The following is a 22,985-nucleotide window of genomic DNA, read 5'->3' on the forward strand; positions in this document are numbered from 1 at the left end:
CTCACTCGCTGTCCTTGAGGCGGCCGCGCTTCTCGTAGACGTCGGCGCCCTCGCGGATGAAGGCCGCGTTGATGGTGCAGCCGTAGTCCTTCTCGAGCTTGTCGGCGATGGCGTAGAGCTCGGCCTTGGTCGAGCGGTACGGGCGCAGCGCGCCGTAGACCTCGAGCAGCTCGTCGTCGGGCACGGCGATGAGCTCCGCCGCGCGGCGCATGTTGCGCGCCAGGGCGTCGCGGCCCGCGGACTCGGCGACCTGGGCCTGGAGCTCGAGGGTCTGCGGGGCGATGCGGAAGTCCTCGGCCTGCAGCTCGCCGCTCTTCAGCTTCTCGAAGGAGAACTCCGACAGGGGACGGCCGTTGGCCGCCCTGATCCTCTCGGGCGCCTTCTCGCCGAGCGGGTACTGGGACGCGTCGACGCGCCCGGCATCTGCCGCGGCGCCCCTGCCGGCCGCCGCGGCGGGGGCGACCGTGTCCTTGTCGAGGTCGAGGTTCGCCATGACCTCGTTCATGACCTGGCGGATCAGCTCCTCGGTGTCCATGGCTTCTCCTCTCGGTACTCGACCCGCAGGGCCTGGGGCTTCTTCCTCAGGTCGCACAGGCCGGCCTCCTTGATGTGGAACAGTGCGGCGATGGCCTGGTACTTCGGGCGGGCCATCTGGTCGTTGCGCACCGGCACGGGGTCCGGCGACTCGCCCTTGGCGTAGCGGGCGGCGTTCCTGCCGATCGCGCGGAAGGTCTCCAGGTCGATGAGCGGCGCCTGGCTGAACAGCTCGAGGTTGGACAGCGGGGGCAGGTCCTTCTGGTGGATGACCGTGGTACCGCGCGACTGGATGCCGATGCCGACGCCGGAACCGGAGTACTCGGCGGCGTCGTGGGCGATGAAGCCCACGTCGGCCGTGCGGAAGATCCTGATGAAGCGGTGGCTCAGGCCCTCCTCCTCGATGCCGGCGCAGACCTCGCGGATCACGTCGGCGTGCGGCAGTCCGATGATCGTCCGCTGCATGGCGCCGCCGAAGGCCGGCGCCAGGGCGATGACGACCTCCCGGGGATCGGTGCCGCGCTGGGCGGGACCGTCCTCGGTGACGACCAGCTCCTCCCCGTCGTCCGCCGACGTCCCGGCGGCCGGCGAGGTCGCGCCCCCGGTACCCGAACCCGTCGCGACGGGTTCGGCGACGGCCGTGGCGGTCGCCGCCGGCGCGGCCTCGACGCCCCGGCCGGCGGTGAGCTCGTCGACGACCTGCTCGATGATGCTGCGCAGTGTCTTCTCGTCCATGGTGCTCACCTCAGATGCTCTCGGGGCTGATGGCCTGGCGGATGTTCGAGAGCCTGGCCCATCTTTCGTCGCTGATCTGGTAGCCCGTGAGCGGCCCGGCGTAGGTGTTCGGGTAGTTGACAGAGCTGATCACGTGGAAGTCCTCGTCGAGGATTGCCGAGGTGTGCAGGTAGTCGCCCGCGACGCGCTGGATCAGCATGTTGTAGACGGACTCGGCGACGTCCTCGAAGCCGCCGCGGATGAGGGCCCGGACGATGTCGACGCCGGTGAGGCCCCGGTTCATGAGGTCCTCGGCCGCCTTGAGGTCCTCGACGACGTTGCGGGCGGGCATGTCCTGGGAGCCCCGGGCGTAGGTGGCCGCCTCGACCTCCTCGTCGGTGATCTCCGTGAGGCCGAGCTCGCGGAAGATCGCCTGCATGGCGCGGGCGGCCTTGTTGCGGGCCCTCACGACCTCCTCCTCGGTGACGGGCACGAGACCGCCGTCGATCCTGAGGTCGCGCTGGATGACGAGCCAGTCGTCGAAATCGTCGGCGTCCCAGTTCGAGCCAGCGAACATGTTGTCGTAGTTCGGCGTGGCCGAGTAACCCGAGCAGATGAAGTCCGTGCCCGGCACGAACTGCATGAGCGAGCGGGCGACCCTGCGCAGGTCCGAGTGGGTGAAGGTCTGGTCGTTCGACGAGGCGCACTCGAGGTCGAGGGCCATGGCGATGAGGTTCTCGGCCAGCACGGCGCGGATGCCGCCGGGGACGGCGGCCGGGACGCCGATGCAGGAGACCGAGCCGTTCTGGATGCCCTGAGAGCCGGCGCTCTTGGTGAAGTAGAGGCAGCGGGCCTCCAAGTAGAGCATCGACTTGCCCTCGGCGTAGCCCATCTGGACCTCCGAGCCGGTGCCCGAGGTGAACCGCATCTTGAGACCGCGGGACGCGTAGCAGGAGGCGAGGAAGGCCTTCGACCACGGCGTGTCGTCCCCGTCCATGAACACCTGCTCGGTGCCGTAGACCGACACGGTCTCGGCGTACGCGGTGAAGCCGCGCATGCCGAGGGCGAGCTCGGTGGCCTCCTCGACGGAGCACTGGGTGAGGATGCCGGGGCGCCCCACCTGGGCGCCCACCATGTTGGCGATCGCGTTGAACGGCGCGTAGCGCACGATGCCGACCGTCGTCTCCTCCTCGGCGAAGCCGCGCAGCGAGCCCTCGGCGGCGTCGGCGGCGATCTGCACCGGGTTGTCCTTGAGGTTGGTCACGTGGGCCTGGTTCGCGGGGAACAGCCGCGACCGCATCTTGGTCACGGCCATCATCATCTCGAGCACGTTCATCGTGCCGACGACCTCGACCATCTTGGCGGGGGTCATGGCCGTCGTGAGCTTCACGACCTCCTCGCGCGGCACGGTGAAGTCGACCATCCTGCGGGCCAGCTCCAGCGAGGGCGTCGCATTGACCTCCACCGCGTTGTCCAGGCGGATGCCGTAGTCGGCGATGAAGGTGTCGATCATGTCGAAGTCCTCGCGGCGCTTGCCGTCGAGCTCGACGACCACGCCGCCCTCGATCCTGATCGAGGGAGTGGGATCGGACGGCGAGTTCATGGCGATGAGACCCACCTCGGGCCACTCTCTCACATAGCCGTCCTGGCTGACCGGACGCGCGTCCAGAGCCTCGAAACGCTTGCTTCTCACAGCGGATGCCTCGTTCCTCAGATGTACGGGGTGGTGGTCGAGACGGGGGCGTCGCCCATGGCGCCGAGCAGGCCGAGACCGACCTCGCGGGCCGCGACGATGGCCTGGCGCACCGCCCCGGAGTCGCCGGTGAAGGCGGAGATGACCTCGTTGGAGTGGCTCGTCCCCTTGCTCGGGCTCGAGTAGGCGATGACGTCGATCGTCGACGCCTTGACCGCGGTGTCGGCGAGGACGACGCCGATGGCCGCCGGGGCCCCGACCGTGATGCCGAAGGACTTGCCGAGCGGGGCGCCGAAGGCCTTGTTGAGGGCGTGCGAGGCGCGCGCGGTGTACTGGAACTCCAAGTGGCCGGCGTCGTTGCCGTAGACGTCGCCGAAGGTCCGCTCGAGCTCGCCGAGGGTCACCTCGACGGCGCGGCGGGCGTCCGAGACGTCCTCGGCGCCGAAGACGATGAGGCTGCCGTGGCCGGCGCCGCCCTTGGTGTCACGGGCCAGCTCGATCGAGACGATCTCGGTGTTGGTGGCCTTGACGCCCTCGTCCGCCGCGAAGATCTGCGGTCCGGCGCCGGTGCGGTCGCCGATGATGCCGATCGAGCGGAACCCGGGGTCGATGCCCATGAGCGCGTGGAGCTGCGGGTCGACGTTGGGGATGACCAGGCCGATGGTGTCGCCGAGCGCGGTGGTGCCGACGAACTGGGTGGCCTCGGGCACGGTGACCTGCTGCCTGGCCGCGGGCGCGGCGGGCCGATCGGCGGAGATCTTGGTCATGACGGCCGACATGATCTGGTCGACGAGCTGGTCGTTGGTCATGATCGTTCAGCGCCTCACTTCGCGTCGACGGACGGGAGGATCTTCTCCACGTCGGTGTGGGGACGCGGGATGACGTGGACCGAGACGAGCTCGCCCACGTTCTGCGCGGCGACCGCGCCGGCGTCGGTGGCGGCCTTCACAGCACCGACGTCGCCGCGCACGAGCACGGTCACCAGACCGGAGCCGACGCGCTGACTGCCGACGAGCACGACATTGGCCGACTTCACCATCGCGTCGGCGGCCTCAACGGCGGGGACGAAACCCTTCGTCTCCACCATGCCAAGGGCTTCCTGCATTCTGAACTCCTCCGTTGGGTGTGAACACGAGCCGCCGTCGACCTCTCCGGCCACGGGCGGGAAGTACTGACGACTCTAAGCCAGGAAATCAGAGAGAAGGTCACGTGGAGCTCCACTTTTCAGCCCTTCTCGAAAGACCTGGAACGACCAAAAAGCACCCCGGGGACCAAAAAGTGCAACTGGCCGGGACGCCCGGCGACAATACCGTCAGGACCGTCGCGCGGGCCTTGACCCGGAATGCGACGGCGCGGCGACAATCAGGAGTGGTGCGCCCGGTGGACGCGCGGATCGGCCCGTCACCGCCGGCACCACCCGCCGGGACGCCGGGCCGGAGGGGGCGCCGGGCGGACCGCCCGGCGCCGAACCACAGGAGCCGACCCGTAGGAGAGAGGCGATGGCGACCGCGAAGCAGCGCATCATCCAGGAATTCGTCCCCGGCAAGCAGGTCACGCTCGCGCACGTCCTGTCGAACCCGGACGACGGCCTCCACCCCAAGATCGGCCTGCCGAACAACGGCGGCGCGATCGGCATCATGACCATCACGCCGAGCGAGGCGGCGATCATCGCCGCCGACGTGGCGACCAAGGCCTCCACCGTCGAGCTGGGCTTCGTGGACCGCTTCTCCGGATCCCTCGTCGTGCTCGGCCGGCTCGCCGACGTCGAGGCCTCGATCAGCGCGGCGACCGACGTCCTGTGCGACGAGCTCGGCTTCGCCCCCGCCCCCCTGACCCGCACATGAGGCGCCTGCTCATGGTCGGCAGCGTGGGCTGCGGCAAGACGACGCTCATGCAGCGCCTGCACGGGCAGGAGATCCGCTACGCGAAGACCGAGACGATCACCGCCGAGGACGAGGTCGTGGACACCCCCGGCGAGTACCTCGAGCTGCCCTTCTACAAGCACGCCCTCCGCCTGGCCTCCTTCGACCGGGAGCTGGTGGTCATGCTCGCCTCGGCCACCGCCGCCGAGAGCAGGTACCCGCCCGGTTTCGCGACCTTCTTCACCGTGCCGGTGCTGGGCGTCGTCACGCAGATCGACCGCGCCGGGCCGGACGCCGTCGAGGCGGCCGAGGCCCACCTGCGCCTGGCAGGGGCGACCGAGGTGCTCCGCGTCTCGGCCGTGACCGGCGAGGGCATGGCCGAGCTCGAGGCGCGTCTGGCGTGAGCCCCCGGGCCCCGCCAGGGCGAGGACGCCCGGAGGGACGCACTGCCCGAGGCCCGGGGGGCGGGCGCTCAGACCAGTGCGCGGAGGATCGCCACGACCTCCTCGTGGGTGGGCACGACGGGGTTGCCCCCGCTGCAGAAGTCCGCCAGGGCCGTCGTGGCCAGGTCCGGGACGGCCGCGGTGAACTCGCCCCGGTCGACGCCCGCCCCGGTGACCCTGTCGGGCATGCCGAGCGTCTCCCGCAGCCGCACGACGCGACGGATGAGGGCGAGGACCAGGTTGCGGGCCGTGGTCGCCTGGAGGCCCGAGTGGGCGGCCAGCCGGGAGTAGCGCAGGGCGGGCCCGGACAGCGTCCCGCCGGCCGACAGGTCGCCTGCGTTGAGGGCCATGACGTGGGGCATGATCATCGCGTTGAGTCGGCCGTGGGCGACGTGGAAGCTGCCGCCGATCGCGTGCGAGATGCCGTGGACGAGCCCCAGGCCGGAGTTCTGGAAGGCCACGCCGGCCATGGTGGCGGCGTTCTGCAGGTGGTCGCGCGCCTCGAGGTCGTCCCCGTCGGCCCAGCTGCGGGGCAGGTGGCGGAGGATGATGCGCACCGCCTTCTCGGCCAGGGCGTCGGACAGGTCGTTGTGGCCCCTGGCGACGACCGCCTCGATCGCATGGCTCAGCGCGTCCATGCCCGAGTCGGCGGTGAGCCCGGGCGGGCAGGTGCGGACGGCCTCGGGGTCGAGGATCGCCACGTCCGCGATCATGTCGGGGGACGTGAGCGGGACCTTCGCTCGGCTCGCGGGATCGGTGACGACCGCGAAGGAGCTCACCTCGGAGCCGGTGCCGCTCGTGGTCGGGATGACGATGAAGCCGGCCGGCAGCTCCTCGCCCCGCTGGCGGGCCATGTGACGGACGGCCTTGGCGGTGTCGATCGGGGAGCCGCCGCCCAGGCCGATGAGCGCCTCGGGCCCGAACTCGAGATAGGCCCCGAGCGCGGCGGCGATGGCGTGGGTGTCGGGATCGGGCCGCACGTCGGAGAAGACGCGCAGCACGGCGTCGCCGAGCCGGTCCCGCACCTGGTCCATGAGCGGTGCGGCGGCCATGAAGCCGTCCGTGATGACGAGCACCCGACGACCGGACAGGGCACTCAGCGCACCGAGCGCGTCAGGCCCGGAGACGACCCTTGTCGGAACCTGGAACTGCAGCACCGGTGTGTCCCTCCTCGCGCGACCGGCAATGACGCCGGTACTCGCTCGGAGACATTCCCGTACTCGCCCGGAAGACCCTGGAGAAGTAATTCACCTGGCTGAACTCGAGCTCCGAGGAAATCCTCTGGACCGGCATCTGCGTTGACGCTAGCATCAGTTTCGCCCGCTCGACGCGGCGCGCGGTGACGTAGGACACAAAAGTGCATCCGGTGACGGATTTGAACAACTTCGACAGGTGACCGGGCGACCAGTGCAGGGAATTCGCCGCCTCGCTGAGGGAGATCGCCTGCTCGGGGTGCCGGGCGATGTCGTTGAGCAGGTCGCCGATCTCGCGGCGCCGGCGCGGACGGTGGCGCTGGAACTCGTCGAGCACCATGCCGATGAAGCGCTCGGCGGCCAGCTGCGCCCCGAAGCGGTCGATCCCGCCGCGGCGCCGGTCGCGCTCCACGAGCTGGCGCAGGTGGGGGACGATGCGCGGCGAGCACGCCGCGGCGGCGGCCAGGATCATCTCGTCCAGCCGGTCGCGACCCGCGAGGACGGCCTCGGGGGAGCCCTGGGCGTACACGGTGTCGAGGAAGGTGCCGGCCTCGAGGAAGGCGGCCCTCAGGTCCTCGCGGCGCACGGCCGCCGTGATGAACTCGGTCGGGTTGCGCTGTTGCGCCTCGGGCGGGCGGGCGTCGGAGGCCGCTGTGGCGCGCGAGGGCGGGACGACGGAGAGCCGGGCGGCTCCCTCGTCCTGGGGGCGGACCGTCCCGGCGCGCAGGGCCAGGTCGACGAGGTCGTGGAGGCCGAGCAGGGTCTCCGCCGCGGCGGTGACCCGCCGCCGGCTCACCACCGGCACCCTGTCGTAGAGCTCCTGGAGGAACGGGTCGTCGTGCCAGCCCGACTGGGCGAGCAGGGGCGCGGGCATCTCGTCCTCGGGCATCCTCACCTGGCCGCACAGGATGGCGCCGACGTAGGCGTCACCGTCGGTCAGCGGGATCGAGAAGTCGACCAGCCCGGCGTGGCAGCGGTAGATCTGGGGGGTGCCCTCGAGGAGGGCCTGCAGGCCGCCGTGGGCGTCGCAGCCGTGGCAGGCGCGCGAGCGCAGCGGATCGGCGCGCATGGCCTTGCAGAACTCGGTGAAGGCGCACAGCCTCGTCACCGGAACACCCTGGGTGTCCACAGCGACCGTCGCCAACCCTGTCGCCTCGGAGAAGTCCTCGAGGATCCTCTGCAGTTCTTCGGGGTCCGGTCGTCTCGGCGTCCATTGCTGGGGCATCGTCAACCTCCGCCCTCAGGGTAACAGGTGAGAAGGTCAGGGGAAGGGGGTCCCTCCCCCGGGCCCGCCTCGGTCCGGTCGGCCCCGCCCCGGGCGCCCGCTCAGTCGCCGGGGATCATCCGCAGGGAGCGCAGCCCGTGGTCCATGTGCCAGGTGGCGAAGGCGGAGACCAGCCCCGCCGTCCGGCGCTCGACATCCTCGCCGACGCCCCTCGTGGCGGGCCAGTCGCCGCAGACGAGGGCGCTCAGCAGCGCCCAGCACTCGGGGCCCGGGCGGGTCGAGCCGGGCGGGCGGCAGGAGTTGCACACCATGCCCCCCGCGGCGGGCGCGAACCACTCGTGCGGCCCCCGCAGTCCGCAGCGCGCGCAGGAGTCCAGCACCGGCGCGTAGCCGGCGATCGCCAGCGCGCGCAGCAGATAGGAGCCGAGGATCATCGAGGCCGGCCGGGACCCGTCGCTCGTGCCCCGGCCGAGCACCCGCAGGGCGCCCTGGAGCAGCAGGTACTGGCGCCGGGAGGGCTCCTTCTCGACGACCATGAGCCGGTCGGCCGTCTCGAGCATCGTCTCTCCGCTCGTGTACAGGGTGTAGTCGCCGACGAGGGCGTCCCCGTAGTGGTGCAGCGACTCGGCCTGGGCGACCACGTCGAGGCTGCGGCCGACGGCCAGTTGGACGTCGACGTGGCTGAACGGCTCGAGGCGCCCGCCGAACCGGCTGGAGGTGCGGCGCACCCCACGGGCCACCGCGCGCACCTTGCCGTGGTCGCGGCACAGCAGGGTGATGATGCGGTCGGCCTCGCCCAGCTTGTGGGTGCGCAGCACGATGGCCTCGTCGCGATAGGTGGGCACGACTCCATTGTGCCGCCGCGCGGAAGGTCCGAGGGGGCGCCCGGTCGTCCGGTCGTCCACCTCCGCCGGGGACGGGGACGCCGTTAGGCTGGTGCCCGTGAACGCATCGTCCCGTCATCCCGTGCGCCCGCCGGATCCGCACCCGAGCGGCGTCCGCCCCCCGCAGCTGCCCGCGCGGTTCGTCCCGCGGCACGTGGCGATCGTCATGGACGGCAACGGACGCTGGGCGAGATCGCGCGGCATGGCGCGCACGGAGGGCCACGAGCGAGGCGAGGCCGTGCTCATCGAGGTGCTCCAGGGCGCCATCGAGATGGGCATCGGCACGCTGTCGATGTACGCCTTCAGCACCGAGAACTGGCGGCGCTCCCCCGACGAGGTGCGCTTCCTCATGGGCTTCAGCCGCCGCATGATCCACACCCACCGCGACCTCCTCGACGGGCTCGGCGTGCGCGTGGCCTGGGCCGGGCGCCGGCCCAGGCTGTGGGCGAGCGTGCTCCGCGAGCTCCAGGCGGCCGAGGAGCAGACCCGCGACAACACCGTCATCACCCTGCAGCTGTGCCTCAACTACGGCGGCCGCGCGGAGATCGCCGATGCGGCGCGGGCCATCGGCCGCGACGTGCGCGCCGGCCGGCTCAACCCCGACCGGGTCGACGAGAGGACGCTCCAGCGCTACCTCTACCACCCCGAGCTGGGTGACGTGGACCTGTTCATCCGCACCTCCGGCGAGCAGCGGACGAGCAACTTCCTGCTGTGGCAGAGCGCCTACGCCGAGCTGGTGTTCAGCGACAAGCTCTGGCCCGACTGGGACCGCCGGGACCTGTGGGCCGCCGTCGAGCAGTACGCCCGCCGCGACCGCCGGTTCGGCGGCGTACGGGCCTGAGACGGCGATGGGATCGACGCTGCGCCAGATCGCCCTCGAGTGCGGAGTCGCCGTCTCAACGGTCTCGCGCGCCCTCAACGGGCACCCGCACGTCAACGAGGAGACTCGTCGGCTCATCCGGGAGACGGCCGAGCGCCTGGGCTACCGGCCCTCGGCGGCGGCGCGCGCCCTGCGCGGCTCGGGGACCCGCACCGTCGGCGTCGTGCTGCCCGACATGATGAACGCCTTCTACGCCCGGACGATCTCCATGGTGCAGGACCAGCTCGAGGAGCGCGGCCACAGCGTCGTCATGGCGGTGACGAACAACGAGGGCCGGCGCGAGCGAACGGGCCTCGAGCGGCTCATCGCGAGCGGGGTCGACGGCATCATCGTCGTCCCGACGCCGACCCGCCGGCCCCCGACCCCCGAGGGCCCGCCCCTCGTCGAGATGAACCGCCGGTCGAGCAGGCGCGTCGACTGGGTGGGCTACGACGAGGACGAGGGGGCCCGCACGCTCGCGGGGCTCCTCGTCGGCGCCAGCCATCACGACATCGCCTTCATCGGCGGACAGCCCTCGTTCAGCACGACCCGCCGCCGGCTGGAGGGCTACCGCCGGGCGCTCGCCGAGGCCGGCGTGGAGCCCGATCCGCGGTGGGTGCAGCTGCGCGCCTACTCCCCCGACTGGGGCTCGGAGGCCCTCAGGCGCCTGCTGGCGCTGCGCCCGGCGCCCACCGCCGTGTGCGCGTCCTCGAGCGAGCTGGTCCTCGGGCTGCTCACCGAGGCCCGGCGGCGGGGTCTGCGCCTGCCGTCGGAGCTGTCGCTCGTGGCCTTCGGGAAGACGGACTGGTACGCCGTCACGGATCCCGGCATCACCACCTACGAGCAGCCGATCGAGCAGGTGGCCCACATCGCCGTGCAGCTGCTGGCCGACCGCATGGCCGGTTCGACGGCCGACCCGACAACGGTCCTGGTCGAGGGCCGTGTGGTCGAGCGCGACAGCGTCGCGGCCCCGCCGACGGGCCCCGAGCCGCCCTGCGGCACCGCAATTTAACTGCAAACGATTCCAGTTCCATCGTCATGATGCGGAGCGTCTCGCCGAATTTACGCTGAATCCATCCTGCAAGCGTTTCCATTCAATGGCGAAAGGCGACACGATGTCCTACGCAGCCCCCTTCTCCCTCCTCTGGCGGAACGCAGGCGACCCGGTCCAGGCCGAACTCTTCGGCGAGGACTCCTGCATCGAGTCGTGGCTGAGCGTCGAACGGGCGCTGGCCACGGCGCAGGCCTCGCTGGGCGTCATCGGGCCCTCGGACGCCGAGGCCATCGTCCGCGCCGCACGGATCGGGAACATCGACCGCGACCGGCTGTGGCGGGACGCGCAGAACGTCGGCTACCCGATCCTCGGGCTGGTCCGGCAGATCTCCGCCCACTGCCCCGCCGGCCCCGACGGGCGCGTCCACTACGGCGCGACCACCCAGGACATCATGGACACCGCACTGGCGCTCCAGATGTCCCGCTCCCTGGAGGCCCTGGACGAACGGCTCCAGCGCCTCGGCGACGCCCTGGCCGAGCGCGCCACCGAGCACGCCGGCACCGTGATGCCCGGCCGCACGCACGCCCAGCAGGCCGTGCCGACCACCTTCGGCGCGACACTGGCCACTCTGCTCGACCAGGTGCGCCGCCAGCGCACGCGTCTGCAGCAGGCCCACGAGCGGATCGCCGTCGTGTCGCTCTTCGGCGCCGGCGGCACGAACGCCGCCGAGGGGCCCCGCTCCGTCGGGATCCGGTCCCGGCTGGCCGCCGAGCTCGGTCTCGCGGACGTGCCCGTGCCCTGGCACGTCGACCGCGACGTCCTGTCCGAGTACGGCTGGATCTGCGCCACGATCGCCGGCACCTGCGCGAAGCTCGGGCGCAACATCGTCGACCTGTCGCGCACCGAGATCGGCGAGGTCTTCGAGCCCTTCACCAGCCACCGGGGCGCCTCGTCCACGATGCCGCAGAAGGTCAACCCGATCAGCTCGGAGCTCATGATCGGCATCGGCGCCGTCGCCGGCGCGCTGGCCTCGGGACTGGTCCGCATCCAGGAGGCCGGCCACGAACGGGCCGCCGGCGAGTGGCAGGCCGAGTGGTACCTCGTCCCGAACCTGGGCTGCCTGGCCGGCTCGGCCCTCGGCGAGGCCCTCGTCGTCGCCGAGGGCATGCGGGTCGACCCGCAGCGGATGGCCGCCAACCTCGACCTCGACGGCGGACTCATCATGGCCGAGGCGATGATGATCCAGCTCGCCCCGGCGATGGGCCGCGAGCACGCCCACGACCTCGTGTACGAGGCGGCCGAGCGGGCGCGCGAGCAGAAGCGGACCCTGCACGAGATCATGCCGGTCGTGGCGGCCGAGCAGGGCAGGGCCGATCTGCTGCCCGAGCACCTGGTCGGGCCGTCCGACTACGTCGGCGAGGCGGGTCGCATCGTCTCGACGGCCGTCGAGCGGTGGCGGACCACGCGGGCGCTGCCCGCCGGCCCGGCGATCGCGGACCTGGGCGGGTGAGCACCATGGCCGCAGCATCCGCCCCGTCGCAGGCAGACCGGCGGGGGAACGTCGAGGAGCGGGGCGGGCTCAGCCCGGCCCCCCTGCTGCGCGTTCTGGTCCCGCTGGTCGTCGGGGCGGTCATCTGGTTCGCCCCGCCGCCCGGCGGCGTCACCGGTCGCGCCTGGCACATGCTCGCGATCTTCCTCGCCACCATCGTCGGGATCATCGCCAAGCCCCTGCCCATGGGCGCGGTGACCATCATCGGCACCGTCGTGTGCATCCTCACCGGCACCGTCCCGCTGACCGCCGAGAAGGCGGGCGACCCGACCGCGCTCATGGGCTTCTCGAACTCCACCATCTGGCTCATCGTCGTGGCCTTCCTCATCTCGAGGGGCTTCATCACGACCGGACTCGGACGGCGCATCGCGCTCCTCTTCGTCTCCAGGATCGGCGGGCGCATGCTCGGCGTGAGCTACGGCCTGGCCCTGGCCGACCTGGTTCTGTCCCCCGCGATCCCGTCCGCGACCGCCCGCGGCGGCGGCATCATGGCGCCGATCATGCGCTCGGTGGCGCTCACCTACGACTCGACCCCCGGCCCGACGGCCCGACGCGCGGGATCCTTCCTCGCGATCAACGTCGGCCAGGTCAACGCGATCACCTGCGCCATGTTTCTCACCGCGATGGCGGGCAACCCGCTCATCGCCTCGCTCGCCTCCTCCCAGGGCGTGACGCTCAGCTGGACCTCCTGGGCACTGGGCGCCATCGTGCCGGGCCTGTGCGCCCTGGCCGTGGTGCCGCTGGTCGTCCACGTGGTCTACCCGCCCGAGCTCGAGGAGACTCCCGAGGTCGTCGCCATGGCCAAGCGCGAGCTGGCGACCCTCGGCCCGACGAGCCCGGCCGAGAAGATCATGGCGGGCACCTTCGTGCTGCTCCTGCTGCTGTGGACGGTCGGGGACATCGTCCTCGGCGTCAACGCCACGACGACCGGCCTCATCGGTCTCGTCGTCCTGCTGCTGAGCGGCGTGCTCACCTGGGAGGACGTCATCCGCGAGAAGGCGGCCTGGGACACGATGGTGTGGTTCGCGGTGCTCTACATGATGGCCACCGCCCTCGGGAAGTACGGGCTCCTCGGCTGGCTCGCGGACGTGATCGCAGGCTCGCTCGGCGGCATGCGCTGGCAGTTCGCGTTCATCATCCTCACGCTGGTCTACTTCTTCAGCCACTACCTGTTCGCCTCCGCCACGGCGCACATCTCGGCCATGTACGCGGCCTTCCTGGCGGCGGCCGTCGCCGTCGGGACTCCCCCGCTCATGGCCGCCCTCGTACTGGGCTACATCTCGAACCTGTTCACCTCGATCACCCAGTACTCCGGCGGCGCGAGCCCGGCCCTGTTCGGCACCGGCTACAACAGCGTCGGAGACTGGTGGCGGGTCAGCTTCATCGCCGCCCTCGCCTCGATCGCCGTGTGGATGGTCGTCGGCGGCGGCTGGATGAAGCTGATCGGCTACTGGTGAGGAGAGGACGATGACGACGATGACCACCGGGACCGCGACGACCGCCGGAGGCGGGGGCCTCAGCGGCATCTACCCCTATCCGGTGTCACCGCTCGACGGGCGCGGCCGGGTGGACGAACGGGCCCTGCGCCGCCTCGTCGGGCATCTGCTCGACGAGGGGTGCACGGCCTGTCCCCGTCGGACTCCACCGGCGAGGTGACGCACCTCACGCCCGCCCAGCGGGAGCCCGTCGTGCGGATCACCGTCGACGAGGCCGCCGGCCGGGTGCCGGTCGTCGCGGGGGTGGCGGCCTTCGCCATCGCCGATGCCGCGACCCAGGCGCAGGCCATGGCCTCGTGGGGTCGACGGCCTCGTCTGCATCCAGCTGGTCCACGGCCAGCCGTCCCCCGACGAGATCGTCGACCACGTCCACGCGCTCGCCACGGCCACGGACCTGCCGGTCGTCCTCTGCACGAATCCGCGTCTCGGACCTGCCCCTGTCGGCGCTGGAGCGGATCGTCGCCGACGAGACGGTGCAGTACCTCGAGGACGCGTCCGGGGTGACCGGCAGGCTGCTGACCATCCGGCCCGCGCTGGACGAGCGGCTGCGGTTCTTCGCCGCCTCGGCCCACCTGCCCGCCGCGGCCCTCGACCTCGGCGGGGTGGGCCGGATGGCCGGGCCGGCCTGCGTCGCGCCCGCGGCGGCGGTCGCCCTGTGGGATGCGCACCGCCGCGGCGACCTGGCCCGCCGGGCGAGGCTCCAGGAGGCGATCTGGCCGCTCAACGCCCTGTTCGTCCGGCACGGGGCGGCCCCGCTCGTCAAGCTGGCGCTCGACGAGGCCGGGTACCCGTGCGGCGATCCCGTGCGCCCGCAGCGGCCGGCGCCGGAGTCGGTCCGCGGCGAGCTGCGGGCGGTCCTGGCCGGCATCGCCGAGGCGCTGGACGCCTGAGCGCCGCCCCGGGTGAATCGTCCGGCCCGGCGCCGTGCACGTCGGGCAGGCCGCCCGGAGCCGTGACCGATGCCGGCGACGCGGGACCGGTCGGCGGCGCACGGCGAACCCGCCGGCGGCGGCCCTGTCGCGCAGGCCCTGCCGTCGGGGGTCGGCGGCTCGGAGCGGCAGCGGGACCGGCCGGGCGACACGGATCGCGCCGGGAACCAGGATCATCTGCGGGTTGCCGGCCCTCCTCCCTGAGTCCGGAGGAGGGCCGGCCCCTTCCGCGGCCCTCCTCCGGACGGGGCGAGGGCCCCCTCTCGGAGGCCCGGTCCGCCGACTGGGCCGGCGCGCCCCTCCCCGGCGGACGCGGGCCCTGACGAACCGAGCGCTCCGGAAGGAGCCCCGCGCCCCGTGACCGCCGGGGACCGCTCGTCGGGGGGCCGCTCCGGCAGGTCTCCGACGAGCGGGTCCGGGCTCCTCCCGGGACGGATCCCGATCATCCGCTGGCCCCGGAGCCCTCCCCATCCGCCCGGTCGCTCGGGCCGTCCCCGACCCACCGCCGACGCCCCGACCGTCGGACGCGCTCCGAACCGCGAGGCGATCGCGACGAGCACCCTCGGTGGAGCCGGTCAGGGGACGATCAGGGCACCCCCGGCGGGAGGGCGCCCCGGGGGAACGAGCCCAGGACTCATCATCGGACCATGACGCACGAGGTGTTTATCCTGAACACGGAGCTGGCCCACGGCATGGGCCGGCCCACGGCAGGGCCCGCCGGCCCACGGCAGGGCCCACGGTGGAACGGACCGAGTGGCGTTCGGTCCCGAGTCCCAGGAAGTCCCTGTCACCGCGCCACCGGCGCACCCGCACGAACCCACCGCCCGATGCGCTCGGACAACACATCCACAGGCAACACATTCAGAACATCCAGACAGGAGACACTCATGGATCGACCGGACCGACTGCTCATCGGGGGGAGCTGGCGGGCCGCATCGGACGGCGGCACGCGACGCATCCTGTGTCCAGCGGACGGGGAGCAGGTGGCCGAGGTTCCCGAGGCGACGGTCGAGGACTGCCGGGCCGCAGTCGCAGCGGCCCGCCGCGCGTTCGACCGGGGCCCCTGGCCGACGACCCCGTCACCGGAGCGGGCCGGGCTCCTCATGGCCGTCGCCGACCGGCTCGAGGCCGAGTCGGACGAGGTGGCCCGTCTGGAATCGCTCGACACGGGCAAGCGCCACGTGGAGAGCCTCCTCGACATGGCCGACATCGTGAACGTGTTCCGTCACTTCGCAGCCCTCGCCCAGAGCGAGGCGGGCCGGGTGGTCGACACCGGTGTACCGGACGTCGCGAGCCGCGTCGTGACCGAGCCCGTCGGGGTCTGCGTGCTCATCACCCCGTGGAACTACCCGCTCCTCCAGACGGCATGGAAGGTCGCACCGGCGCTCGCCGCGGGCAACACGTTCGTCCTGAAGCCCTCGGAGCTCACCCCGCAGACCGCCATCTGGCTGTGCCGGACGCTCACCGAACTCGGCCTTCCCGAGGGCGTCGCCAACTTGGTCCTCGGCCCGGGGTCTGTCCTGGGCCCGACCATGACCGCCTCTCCGGACGTCGACCTGGTGTCGTTCACAGGCGGTGTGGTGACCGGACGCTCGATCATGACCTCTGCGGCCGGCACGGTGAAACGGGTGGCGCTCGAGCTGGGCGGCAAGAACCCGAACGTCGTCTTCGCGGACGCCGATCTGGATGCCGCGATCGACAACGCGCTCACGGCCGTCTTCCTCGACTCCGGGCAGGTCTGCTCGGCCGGCGCCAGGCTCGTCGTCGAGGAGTCGGTCCACGACCGGGTCGTCGACGAGCTCGTCCGGAGGGCCCGGGCCATTCGTCTCGGCGGGCCCTTCGATCCGAACGCCGAAACCGGTCCCCTCATCAGCGAGGCCCACCGCGACAAGGTCGAGCGCCACGTGGCCCAAGCCCTGGCGGAGGGCGCCGTCCTGCGCTGCGGCGGCCAGCGCCCCGGCGGGGACCTGGCCTCCGGCTGGTACTACCTGCCGACGATCCTTGACGACTGCGCGTCCCCGATGGCCTGCGTCCACGAGGAGTCCTTCGGGCCCGTCCTCACTGTCGAGAGCTTCAGCGGGCCGACGCCCGAGGAGGCCGAGGACGCCGCGGTGGCGATCGCCAACGACACCGTCTACGGGCTCGCGGGCGCCGTCTGGACCGAGAACGCCGGACGCGCTGAACGCGTGGCCCGACGGCTCCGCCACGGGACGATCTGGATCAACGACTACCACCCCTACGTACCGCAGGCGGAATGGGGCGGCATGAAGCAGTCCGGCATCGGTCGCGAGCTGGGGATCGCCGGGCTGGGCGAGTACCAGGAGCACAAGCACATCTGGCACAACCTCCGACCGGCACGAGCCGGATGGTTCGACGATCCCGCAGACAAGGGCTGAGGCCCTCACCTCATCCCCACCGTTTTTCCGCCGTGGCACCGCCGCGGCGGTGCGCCCCCGCGATGAATGCGTCCGGGGCCGTCCCGGGCCGTGGGATCGGCTGTCCCGTGGCCCCGCCACCGGATTCCGCGGCACTCCGCAGCACCGGGAGTCCGCAGTACCCAGAAGAAGGAGAAGAGCTCAGTGAAGAAGCGCTACGACTACGTCATCGTCGGAGGGGGCTCGGCCGGATCGGCCCTCGCGAACCGTCTCTCGGCGGACGCCTCCGCCTCCGTCCTCGTCCTGGAGGCGGGCCGGGCCGACTTCATCATCGATCCCCTCGTGCACATGCCGGCAGCGCTGATGTTCCCGTCCGGCAACCCGCTCTACGACTGGGCCTATGAGACGGACCCCGAGCCCTTCATGGGCGGGCGTCGCGTTAAGCACACCCGTGGCAAGCTGCTGGGGGGCTCCTCATCGATCAACGGCATGATCTTCCAGCACGGCAACCCGGGCGACTACGACCGCTGGGCCGCCGCCCCGGGGATGCAGGAGTGGGACTTCGCGCACTGCCTGCCCTATTTCAAGCGCATGGAGACCCGTCTGGGCGGCGCGAACGCATGGCGCGGGGGATCCGGCCCGCTCCACCTGGAGCGCGGCCCCGCCACGTCGCCACTGTTCCAGGCGTTCTTCGAGGCGACCGTCCAGGCCGGCTATCCGCGCACGGATGACGTCAACGGCTACCGTCAGGAGGGCTTCGCGCCGTTCGACCAGAACATCAACCACGGCTCACGCTGGAGTGCGGCGCGAGCCTATCTGCGCCCGGTCAGGGGCCGGAGGAATCTCGACGTCACGACCCTCGCGTACGTGACGGGCCTGACCTGGAGGGGCACCCGCGTCACCGGGGTCGACTTCCACCGCATGAACCGGACCCATCACGTGGACGCCGGTGAGGTCATCCTGTGCGGCGGCGCGTTCAACAGCCCCCGCCTGCTCGAGCTGTCCGGCGTGGGGGATCCCCAGGTGCTGCGCGCCGCCGGCGTGACCCCGCGCATCGAGCTGCCGGGCGTCGGCGAGAACCTCCAGGACCACCTGGAGGTCTACCTCCAGCACGAGTGCCTGCAGCCCGTCTCGATCGCCCCGTGGCTGAAGATGTGGAAGGCGCCCTGGATCGGAGCCCAGTGGCTCTTCCTCGACTCGGGCGTGGGGGCGTCCAATCACTTCGAGGGAGGCGGCTTCATCCGCACCAACGACGAGGTCCCGTACCCGAACCTGCAGTTCCACTTCCTTCCCATCGCGGTCCGCTACGACGGATCCGCCCCGGCGTCCGAGCACGGCTACCAGGTGCACATCGGACCGATGAACTCCGACGTCCGCGGACACATCCACATCACGAACCCGGACCCCGCCGTGCGCCCGTCCATCCTGTTCAACTACCTGTCGACCGAGCGCGACCGCCGCGAGTGGGTCGAGGTCATCCGCGCCGCCCGCCACATCCTGGCCCAGCCGGCCTTCGCCCCGTTCGACGCCGGCGAGATCTCCCCCGGCCCTCAGGTCGAGTCCGACGAGGAGATCCTCAGCTGGGTCGCGCGGGACGCCGAGACCGCACTGCACCCGTCCTGCTCGACCAGGATGGGCACGGACGACATGTCCGTCGTCGATCCCGCGTCCATGCGGGTCCACGGGGCCGAGGGCCTCCGCGTCGTCGACGCGTCCGTCTTCCCGACGATCACGAACGCCAACATCTACGCGCCGGTCATGATGGTGGCCGAGAAGGCCGCCGACCTGATCATCGGCAACACGCCCCTCGCACCCGAGCGTCCCCCCGTCTACAGGGCTGACGGATCGATGCCGATCTACCCGCCGGGCGATCCGCGCAACAAGGCCTGGGACGCCGTCCCGCGCGTCCCCAGCGCCGCACAGGCGGAGGCGGAGCACCCGGTTCCGCCGCGACGCGTCGGGAGCCACCGGTGACCGGTACCGGTCACCGGGCGGCCGCCCGCACCGACAGGCCGCCCGTCAGGTGGCCCGTCTTCATCACCGCCCTGTCGATCACCGGCTTGGTGGCCGCGTGGTGCCTGGCGGCCCCGGAGTTCGCGGGCGGGGTCCTCGGGAAGACCGTCTCCCGGGCCGCCGACCGCCTCGGCTGGTTCTACATCGCCCTCGCCACCGCGGCGCTGCTCTTCGTGATCCACCTGGGCCTCCGCTATCCGAGGGTCCGCCTGGGCGGCGACTACGACCGTCCCGAGTACTCCACCTTCTCGTGGGCGGCCATGCTGTTCGCGGCGGGCATCGGCACGGACCTCATGTTCTACGCCGTCGCCGAGCCCGCCGCGCAGTTCCTGTCGCCGCCCCAGATCCCCGGCGGAACCGTGGACGCGGCCCGACAGTCGACCGTGTGGGCGATCTACCACTACGGGATCACGGGCTGGGGGATGTACGCCCTCATGGGACTCGCCCTGGGGTACTTCGCCCACCGCAAGAAGGCGCCGCTGGCCGTCCGCTCGGTGCTGGCGCCCCTCTTCGGCAAGCGGGTCCGGGGACTCATCGGGCACTCGGTCGACATCGCGACGGTGATCGGCACGATCTTCGGTGTCGCCACATCACTCGGGATCGGCGTCGTGATGCTCAACGTGGGGTTGAACATCCTCTTCGGGATCCCCCAGGGCCTCGGCGCCCAGACGGCCCTGGTCGTCCTGGCGGTCGTCCTGGCCACCATCTCGGCGACCACCGGCGTCGACAAGGGCATTCGCAGCCTCTCGCAGCTGAACGTGGCGCTGGCGGTCGTCCTCGCGGGCTGGGCGCTGTTCACGGGCAACACCACCTTCCTGCTCCGCTCCATGGTGATGAACATCGGCGACTTCGTCACGATGTTCCCCGGCATGACGCTCGACACGATGGCCTACGACTACCCGGCCGGCTGGATGCAGTCGTGGACGCTGTTCTTCTGGGCGTGGTGGATCGCGTGGTCGGCCTTCGTGGGCATGTTCCTGGCCCGCATCTCGAAGGGGCGCACGATCGGGCAGTTCGTCCTCGGCACGCTGATGATCCCGTTCTCGTACATCGTCATGTGGATCTCGATCTTCGGGAACAGCGCCGTGAAGCGGATCATGGACGGGGACGCCGCGTTCGGTCAGGCCGCGACGGCGTCGCCGGAGCAGGGCTTCTTCCAGCTCCTCACCACGATCCCGGGGACGCCCGTCCTGATCGCGCTGTCCACCTTCGTCGGGCTGCTGTTCTACGTCACCTCCGCCGACTCCGGCGCGCTCGTCATGGCGAACCTCTGCAGCGAGCTGCCCGCGGCCGACACGGACGCGCGACCGTCGCTGCGCATCCTGTGGGCCGCCGCCACGGGGATCCTGACCATCGGCATGCTGATGGTCGGGGGCATCCCGGCGCTGCAGAGCGCGACGATCATCATGGCGATCCCCTTCGCCCTCGTCCTCATGCTCGTCATGGTCGGCCTCAACCGGGCCCTGCGCGAGGAGCACCTGCACGAGCAGGCCGTCCAGCGCTCGTTCACCGCCCAGTGGGCGAGCCCCGAGACGGCGATCTCGAGTGGATCGTGGCGCCGCCGCCTCTCGCTGTCGCTCGACTCGGTGTCCTCGCGCCAGGCCGAGGAGAGGCTCCAGAACGTCATCCGCCCGGCTCTGGACGAGGTCGCCGAGGCCCTGCAGGAGCGCGGGGTCCCGGCCGTCGTCCGCGAGGTCTCGAACGGGCTGCAGCAGAACGTCTCGCGGCGTGTCCAGCTTGAGGCCCTCTCGGAGAGCGAGGACGGCGAGGACTTCGTCTACCCCGTCCAGATCCGGCGCTCGTCCGCGACGTCCTGCGGTGCCCGCACGATCGGGACGGACGACGTGACGATCCATCTCGAAGTGGCATTCGGAGAAGGGCTGAGTTACAACATCTACCCCTACGAGTGCAACCAGATCTGCAACGACGTGCTCGACCATTACGAGCGCTACGAGCTGGTGGCAGCATCCAGGCAGGAGGAGGCCACCCTCCAGGCCGCGGTGCAGCACTGAGGCCGCCGGCGACGGCACGGCAGGAACCGACAGGAGGGGTCATCCGCTCTCCGACCAGGCCGAGACCAGCGCCGTCGAGGAGGGAGAGGCCGGGCCCGGGGGCACGGGCCGTCGGCGTCCGTGCTAGACCGGAGGGCATGGAGATCGTCATCAAGCGCGCATACGAGCAGGCATCGGACGAGGACGGCTACCGGGTGCTCGTCGACCGGCTGTGGCCGCGGGGCGTCTCGAAGGCCCGCGCCGCGCTGGACGAGTGGTGCAAGGACGTGGCCCCCAGCCCCGAGCTGCGGGTCTGGTTCGGGCACCGGCCCGAGCGCTTCGAGGAGTTCGCCGCCCGCTACGCGAAGGAGCTGGACGCCTCCGGGGCCCCGGCCGCGCTCTTGGAGCGCGCGGCGGCCTCCGGCAAGGGGCGGCTCACCCTCGTCTACGCGGCGAAGGACGCCGGCAACGATCACGTCACGGTCCTCGCGGACCGCCTGAGCCGACTGCCGGCCTGAGCCGGCGGTCGGCCCGGACCCGGCTCAGGCCCGGTTCACGGCGCTGACGGCGGCCTTGAGGGTCGCCGTCGTGATGTCCGGGTCGATGCCGACGCCCCACAGGACGACGGCGTCGTCGCCGCGGCCGACCTCCACCTCGACATAGGCGGCGGCGTAGGCGTCGCCGCCCGAGGTGAGGGCGTGCTCGGTGTAGTCGAGCACCTTGACCGTCAGGCCGACCTGCCCGAGCGCGTCGATGAAGGCGGACAGCGGGCCGTTGCCCTCGCCGTTGATGCGCTCGTCCCGGCCGTTGAACCCGATCGTCGCGTCGACGCTCGTGAGGCCCCTCGCGGCGCCGACGGTGAAGTCGAGGGCGCCGATCGGTTCGGCGCGCTCGAGGTACTCGTCGTGGAAGAGCCGCCACAGCTCCTCGGAGCTGATCTCCCGGCCGCTGGCGTCGGCGCGGTCCTGCACGACGCGGCTGAACTCCATCTGGAGGCGCCGCGGCAGGTCGAGGTGGTGGTCGCTCTTCATGAGATAGGCCATGCCGCCCTTGCCGGACTGGCTGTTGACGCGGATGACGGCCTCGTAGGTGCGCCCGACGTCATGCGGGTCGATGGGCAGATACGGGGCGAGCCAGTCGACCTCGTGGATGGTCCTGCCCTGCGCCCGGCCCCTGGCCTCGAGGTCCTCCAGGCCCTTCTTGATGGCGTCCTGGTGGGAGCCGGAGAAGGCGGTGTAGACGAGGTCGCCGGCGTACGGCTGGCGGGCCGGCACGGGCATGCCGGTGCAGTACTCGACGGTGCGGCGGATGCGGTCCATGTCGGAGAAGTCGATCTGCGGGTCGACCCCCTGGCTGTACAGGTTCATGCCGAGGGTCACGAGGTCGACGTTGCCGGTGCGCTCGCCGTGGCCGAACAGGCAGCCCTCGACGCGCTGACCGCCGGCCATCATGCCCAGCTCGGTGGCCGCGACGGCGCAGCCCCGGTCGTTGTGGCAGTGCATGGAGACGCAGACGTTGTCGCGGTGGGCGATGGTGCGGCCGAAGTACTCGATGCGGTCGGCGTAGACGTTCGGGGTGGAGACCTCGACGGTGGCCGGCAGGTTGAGGATGATCTCGCGCTCGTCGTCGGGCTGCCAGACGTCCATGACGGCGTTGCACACCTCGACGGCGAAGTCGACGGGCGCCTGGGTGAAGATCTCGGGGCTGTACTCGTAGCCGACAGGCGTGTCGGGCAGGTGCTCCTCGATGGCCCGGATCACCCAGCCGGTGCCGCGCCGAGCCAGGTCGACCGTCTCGGCCTCGGTGTTGTGGAAGACGACGCGGCGGAAGAGCTCGGCGATGGCGTTGTACATGTGGATGACCGCGTGGTGCGCGCCGACGAGCGACTGGGCGGTGCGGTCGATGAGGTCCTCGCGGGCCTGGGTGAGCACCGAGATGGTGACGTCCTCGGGGATGGCGTCGTCCTCGATGAGCGAACGGACGAAGTCCCACTCGGTCTGCGAGGCCGACGGGAAGCCGACCTCGATCTCCTTGTAGCCCATCTGGACGAGCAGGTCGAACATCTTGCGCTTGCGCCCCGGGGTCATCGGGTCGATGAGGGCCTGGTTGCCGTCGCGCAGATCGGTGGACAGCCAGCGCGGGGCCTTCGTGATGCGCCGGTCGGGCCAGGTGCGGTCGGGCAGCGGGATCGTCTCGGCCGGACGGTACCGGCCGACGCTCATGCCGCTGGG

General features: G+C 71.4%; 22 protein-coding genes. 13 read left to right on the top strand and 9 right to left on the bottom strand.

Going from position 1 to position 22,985, the window contains the following annotated elements:
- Nucleotide 1 precedes the first annotated feature (1 nt).
- From K336_RS0112885 to pduA, 5 genes are read right to left on the bottom strand one after another with little or no spacing between them, the layout of a single operon-like run.
- The gene (locus K336_RS0112885) at nt 2-535 is read right to left on the bottom strand and encodes a diol dehydratase small subunit (RefSeq protein ID WP_021797819.1); all 534 of its coding nucleotides are present in this window, start codon (nt 533-535) and stop codon (nt 2-4) included.
- Nucleotides 517-1,269, bottom strand: a complete 753-nt coding sequence (locus tag K336_RS0112890) for a propanediol/glycerol family dehydratase medium subunit (RefSeq protein ID WP_028707249.1) — start codon at nt 1,267-1,269, stop codon at nt 517-519. Before K336_RS0112890 ends, K336_RS0112885 begins: the two co-directional genes overlap by 19 nt.
- Nucleotides 1,270-1,279: 10 nt before the next feature.
- Nucleotides 1,280-2,941 (bottom strand): propanediol/glycerol family dehydratase large subunit, encoded by a 1,662-nt coding sequence (locus K336_RS0112895; RefSeq protein ID WP_021797825.1) that lies wholly within the window; start codon nt 2,939-2,941, stop codon nt 1,280-1,282.
- 17 nt (nt 2,942-2,958) lie between these two features.
- Entirely contained in the window at nt 2,959-3,750 is a 792-nt protein-coding gene (gene pduB, locus K336_RS0112900; RefSeq protein WP_028707250.1) for a propanediol utilization microcompartment protein PduB, read from the bottom strand.
- A 14-nt stretch (nt 3,751-3,764) separates the two neighbouring features.
- Entirely contained in the window at nt 3,765-4,046 is a 282-nt protein-coding gene (gene pduA, locus K336_RS0112905) for a propanediol utilization microcompartment protein PduA (RefSeq protein ID WP_021797827.1), read from the bottom strand.
- A 394-nt stretch (nt 4,047-4,440) separates the two neighbouring features.
- Between pduA and K336_RS0112910 the strand changes: the two genes are divergently transcribed.
- Together K336_RS0112910 and K336_RS0112915 are read left to right on the top strand one after the other, a co-directional pair.
- Entirely contained in the window at nt 4,441-4,785 is a 345-nt protein-coding gene (locus tag K336_RS0112910; protein WP_021797824.1) for a BMC domain-containing protein, read from the top strand.
- A gap of 11 nt (nt 4,786-4,796) precedes the next feature.
- Nucleotides 4,797-5,207 carry a EutP/PduV family microcompartment system protein gene (locus K336_RS0112915; protein WP_162142634.1) on the top strand — a complete coding sequence of 137 codons (411 nt, stop codon included), beginning with the start codon at nt 4,797-4,799 and terminating at the stop codon, nt 5,205-5,207.
- Between the two features lie 68 nt (nt 5,208-5,275).
- Here K336_RS0112915 and K336_RS0112920 read toward each other — a convergent pair whose 3' ends face one another.
- From K336_RS0112920 to recO, 3 genes are all read right to left on the bottom strand, one after another.
- The gene (locus tag K336_RS0112920; RefSeq protein ID WP_021797829.1) at nt 5,276-6,403 is read right to left on the bottom strand and encodes a 1-propanol dehydrogenase PduQ; all 1,128 of its coding nucleotides are present in this window, start codon (nt 6,401-6,403) and stop codon (nt 5,276-5,278) included.
- Nucleotides 6,360-7,664, bottom strand: a complete 1,305-nt coding sequence (locus K336_RS17280) for a PocR ligand-binding domain-containing protein (RefSeq protein ID WP_081660878.1) — start codon at nt 7,662-7,664, stop codon at nt 6,360-6,362. Before K336_RS17280 ends, K336_RS0112920 begins: the two co-directional genes overlap by 44 nt.
- 101 nt (nt 7,665-7,765) lie before the next feature.
- Nucleotides 7,766-8,509 carry a DNA repair protein RecO gene (gene recO, locus K336_RS0112930; protein ID WP_021797833.1) on the bottom strand — a complete coding sequence of 248 codons (744 nt, stop codon included), beginning with the start codon at nt 8,507-8,509 and terminating at the stop codon, nt 7,766-7,768.
- Nucleotides 8,510-8,606: 97 nt separating this feature from the next.
- Here recO and K336_RS0112935 point away from each other — a divergent pair, with 97 nt between their 5' ends.
- The 11 genes from K336_RS0112935 to K336_RS0112975 all read left to right on the top strand — a co-directional run bounded on the left by K336_RS0112935 (nt 8,607) and on the right by K336_RS0112975 (nt 21,272).
- Entirely contained in the window at nt 8,607-9,389 is a 783-nt protein-coding gene (locus K336_RS0112935) for an isoprenyl transferase (RefSeq protein WP_021797832.1), read from the top strand.
- A 7-nt stretch (nt 9,390-9,396) separates the two neighbouring features.
- The gene (locus K336_RS0112940; protein WP_028707253.1) at nt 9,397-10,419 is read left to right on the top strand and encodes a LacI family DNA-binding transcriptional regulator; all 1,023 of its coding nucleotides are present in this window, start codon (nt 9,397-9,399) and stop codon (nt 10,417-10,419) included.
- 103 nt (nt 10,420-10,522) lie between these two features.
- Nucleotides 10,523-11,911: a class-II fumarase/aspartase family protein gene (locus K336_RS16570; protein WP_211223524.1), complete on the top strand. Its 1,389-nt coding sequence runs from the start codon at nt 10,523-10,525 to the stop codon at nt 11,909-11,911.
- Nucleotides 11,912-11,916: 5 nt separating this feature from the next.
- Entirely contained in the window at nt 11,917-13,407 is a 1,491-nt protein-coding gene (locus K336_RS0112950; protein ID WP_081660884.1) for a DASS family sodium-coupled anion symporter, read from the top strand.
- 10 nt (nt 13,408-13,417) lie between these two features.
- Complete coding sequence (locus tag K336_RS16575; protein ID WP_043151178.1) at nt 13,418-13,606, top strand: hypothetical protein; 189 nt, start codon at nt 13,418-13,420, stop codon at nt 13,604-13,606.
- On the top strand, nt 13,603-13,950 hold the full coding sequence (locus K336_RS20315) for a hypothetical protein (protein ID WP_390899228.1): 348 nt from the start codon (nt 13,603-13,605) through the stop codon (nt 13,948-13,950). The genes K336_RS16575 and K336_RS20315 overlap by 4 nt, the downstream gene beginning before the upstream one ends.
- On the top strand, nt 13,884-14,336 hold the full coding sequence (locus K336_RS19865) for a dihydrodipicolinate synthase family protein (RefSeq protein WP_411431129.1): 453 nt from the start codon (nt 13,884-13,886) through the stop codon (nt 14,334-14,336). Before K336_RS20315 ends, K336_RS19865 begins: the two co-directional genes overlap by 67 nt.
- Nucleotides 14,337-15,262: 926 nt before the next feature.
- The gene (locus K336_RS0112960) at nt 15,263-16,771 is read left to right on the top strand and encodes an aldehyde dehydrogenase family protein (protein WP_028707255.1); all 1,509 of its coding nucleotides are present in this window, start codon (nt 15,263-15,265) and stop codon (nt 16,769-16,771) included.
- Between the two features lie 183 nt (nt 16,772-16,954).
- The gene (gene betA / locus K336_RS0112965) at nt 16,955-18,724 is read left to right on the top strand and encodes a choline dehydrogenase (protein ID WP_028707256.1); all 1,770 of its coding nucleotides are present in this window, start codon (nt 16,955-16,957) and stop codon (nt 18,722-18,724) included.
- On the top strand, nt 18,721-20,775 hold the full coding sequence (gene betT, locus K336_RS16585) for a choline BCCT transporter BetT (protein ID WP_051245817.1): 2,055 nt from the start codon (nt 18,721-18,723) through the stop codon (nt 20,773-20,775). The genes betA and betT overlap by 4 nt, the downstream gene beginning before the upstream one ends.
- Before the next feature lie 137 nt (nt 20,776-20,912).
- Nucleotides 20,913-21,272 (top strand): DUF488 domain-containing protein, encoded by a 360-nt coding sequence (locus tag K336_RS0112975; RefSeq protein ID WP_021798681.1) that lies wholly within the window; start codon nt 20,913-20,915, stop codon nt 21,270-21,272.
- A gap of 24 nt (nt 21,273-21,296) precedes the next feature.
- On the opposite strand, the gene leuA is transcribed toward K336_RS0112975, so the two are convergent.
- Nucleotides 21,297-22,976, bottom strand: a complete 1,680-nt coding sequence (leuA, locus tag K336_RS0112980; protein WP_051383863.1) for a 2-isopropylmalate synthase — start codon at nt 22,974-22,976, stop codon at nt 21,297-21,299.
- Between the last annotated feature and the right edge of the window lie 9 nt (nt 22,977-22,985).

The sequence above is a fragment of the Propionibacterium acidifaciens DSM 21887 genome, from assembly GCF_000426605.1.
Lineage (GTDB): Bacteria > Actinomycetota > Actinomycetes > Propionibacteriales > Propionibacteriaceae > Propionibacterium > Propionibacterium acidifaciens.

Excerpts from the sequence above, each read along its gene's own strand:
- K336_RS0112885 (WP_021797819.1), bottom strand. The coding sequence starts at position 535 with ATGGACACCGAGGAGCTGATCCGCCAGGTCATGAACGAGGTCATGGCG.
- K336_RS0112890 (WP_028707249.1), bottom strand. The coding sequence starts at position 1,269 with ATGGACGAGAAGACACTGCGCAGCATCATCGAGCAGGTCGTCGACGAG.
- pduB (WP_028707250.1), bottom strand. The coding sequence starts at position 3,750 with ATGACCAACGACCAGCTCGTCGACCAGATCATGTCGGCCGTCATGACC.
- pduA (WP_021797827.1), bottom strand. The coding sequence starts at position 4,046 with ATGCAGGAAGCCCTTGGCATGGTGGAGACGAAGGGTTTCGTCCCCGCC.
- K336_RS0112910 (WP_021797824.1), top strand. The coding sequence starts at position 4,441 with ATGGCGACCGCGAAGCAGCGCATCATCCAGGAATTCGTCCCCGGCAAG.
- K336_RS0112915 (WP_162142634.1), top strand. The coding sequence starts at position 4,797 with ATGGTCGGCAGCGTGGGCTGCGGCAAGACGACGCTCATGCAGCGCCTG.
- K336_RS17280 (WP_081660878.1), bottom strand. The coding sequence starts at position 7,664 with ATGCCCCAGCAATGGACGCCGAGACGACCGGACCCCGAAGAACTGCAG.
- K336_RS0112940 (WP_028707253.1), top strand. The coding sequence starts at position 9,397 with ATGGGATCGACGCTGCGCCAGATCGCCCTCGAGTGCGGAGTCGCCGTC.
- K336_RS16570 (WP_211223524.1), top strand. The coding sequence starts at position 10,523 with ATGTCCTACGCAGCCCCCTTCTCCCTCCTCTGGCGGAACGCAGGCGAC.
- K336_RS0112950 (WP_081660884.1), top strand. The coding sequence starts at position 11,917 with ATGGCCGCAGCATCCGCCCCGTCGCAGGCAGACCGGCGGGGGAACGTC.
- K336_RS16575 (WP_043151178.1), top strand. The coding sequence starts at position 13,418 with ATGACGACGATGACCACCGGGACCGCGACGACCGCCGGAGGCGGGGGC.
- K336_RS0112960 (WP_028707255.1), top strand. The coding sequence starts at position 15,263 with ATGGATCGACCGGACCGACTGCTCATCGGGGGGAGCTGGCGGGCCGCA.
- K336_RS0112975 (WP_021798681.1), top strand. The coding sequence starts at position 20,913 with ATGGAGATCGTCATCAAGCGCGCATACGAGCAGGCATCGGACGAGGAC.
- leuA (WP_051383863.1), bottom strand. The coding sequence starts at position 22,976 with ATGAGCGTCGGCCGGTACCGTCCGGCCGAGACGATCCCGCTGCCCGAC.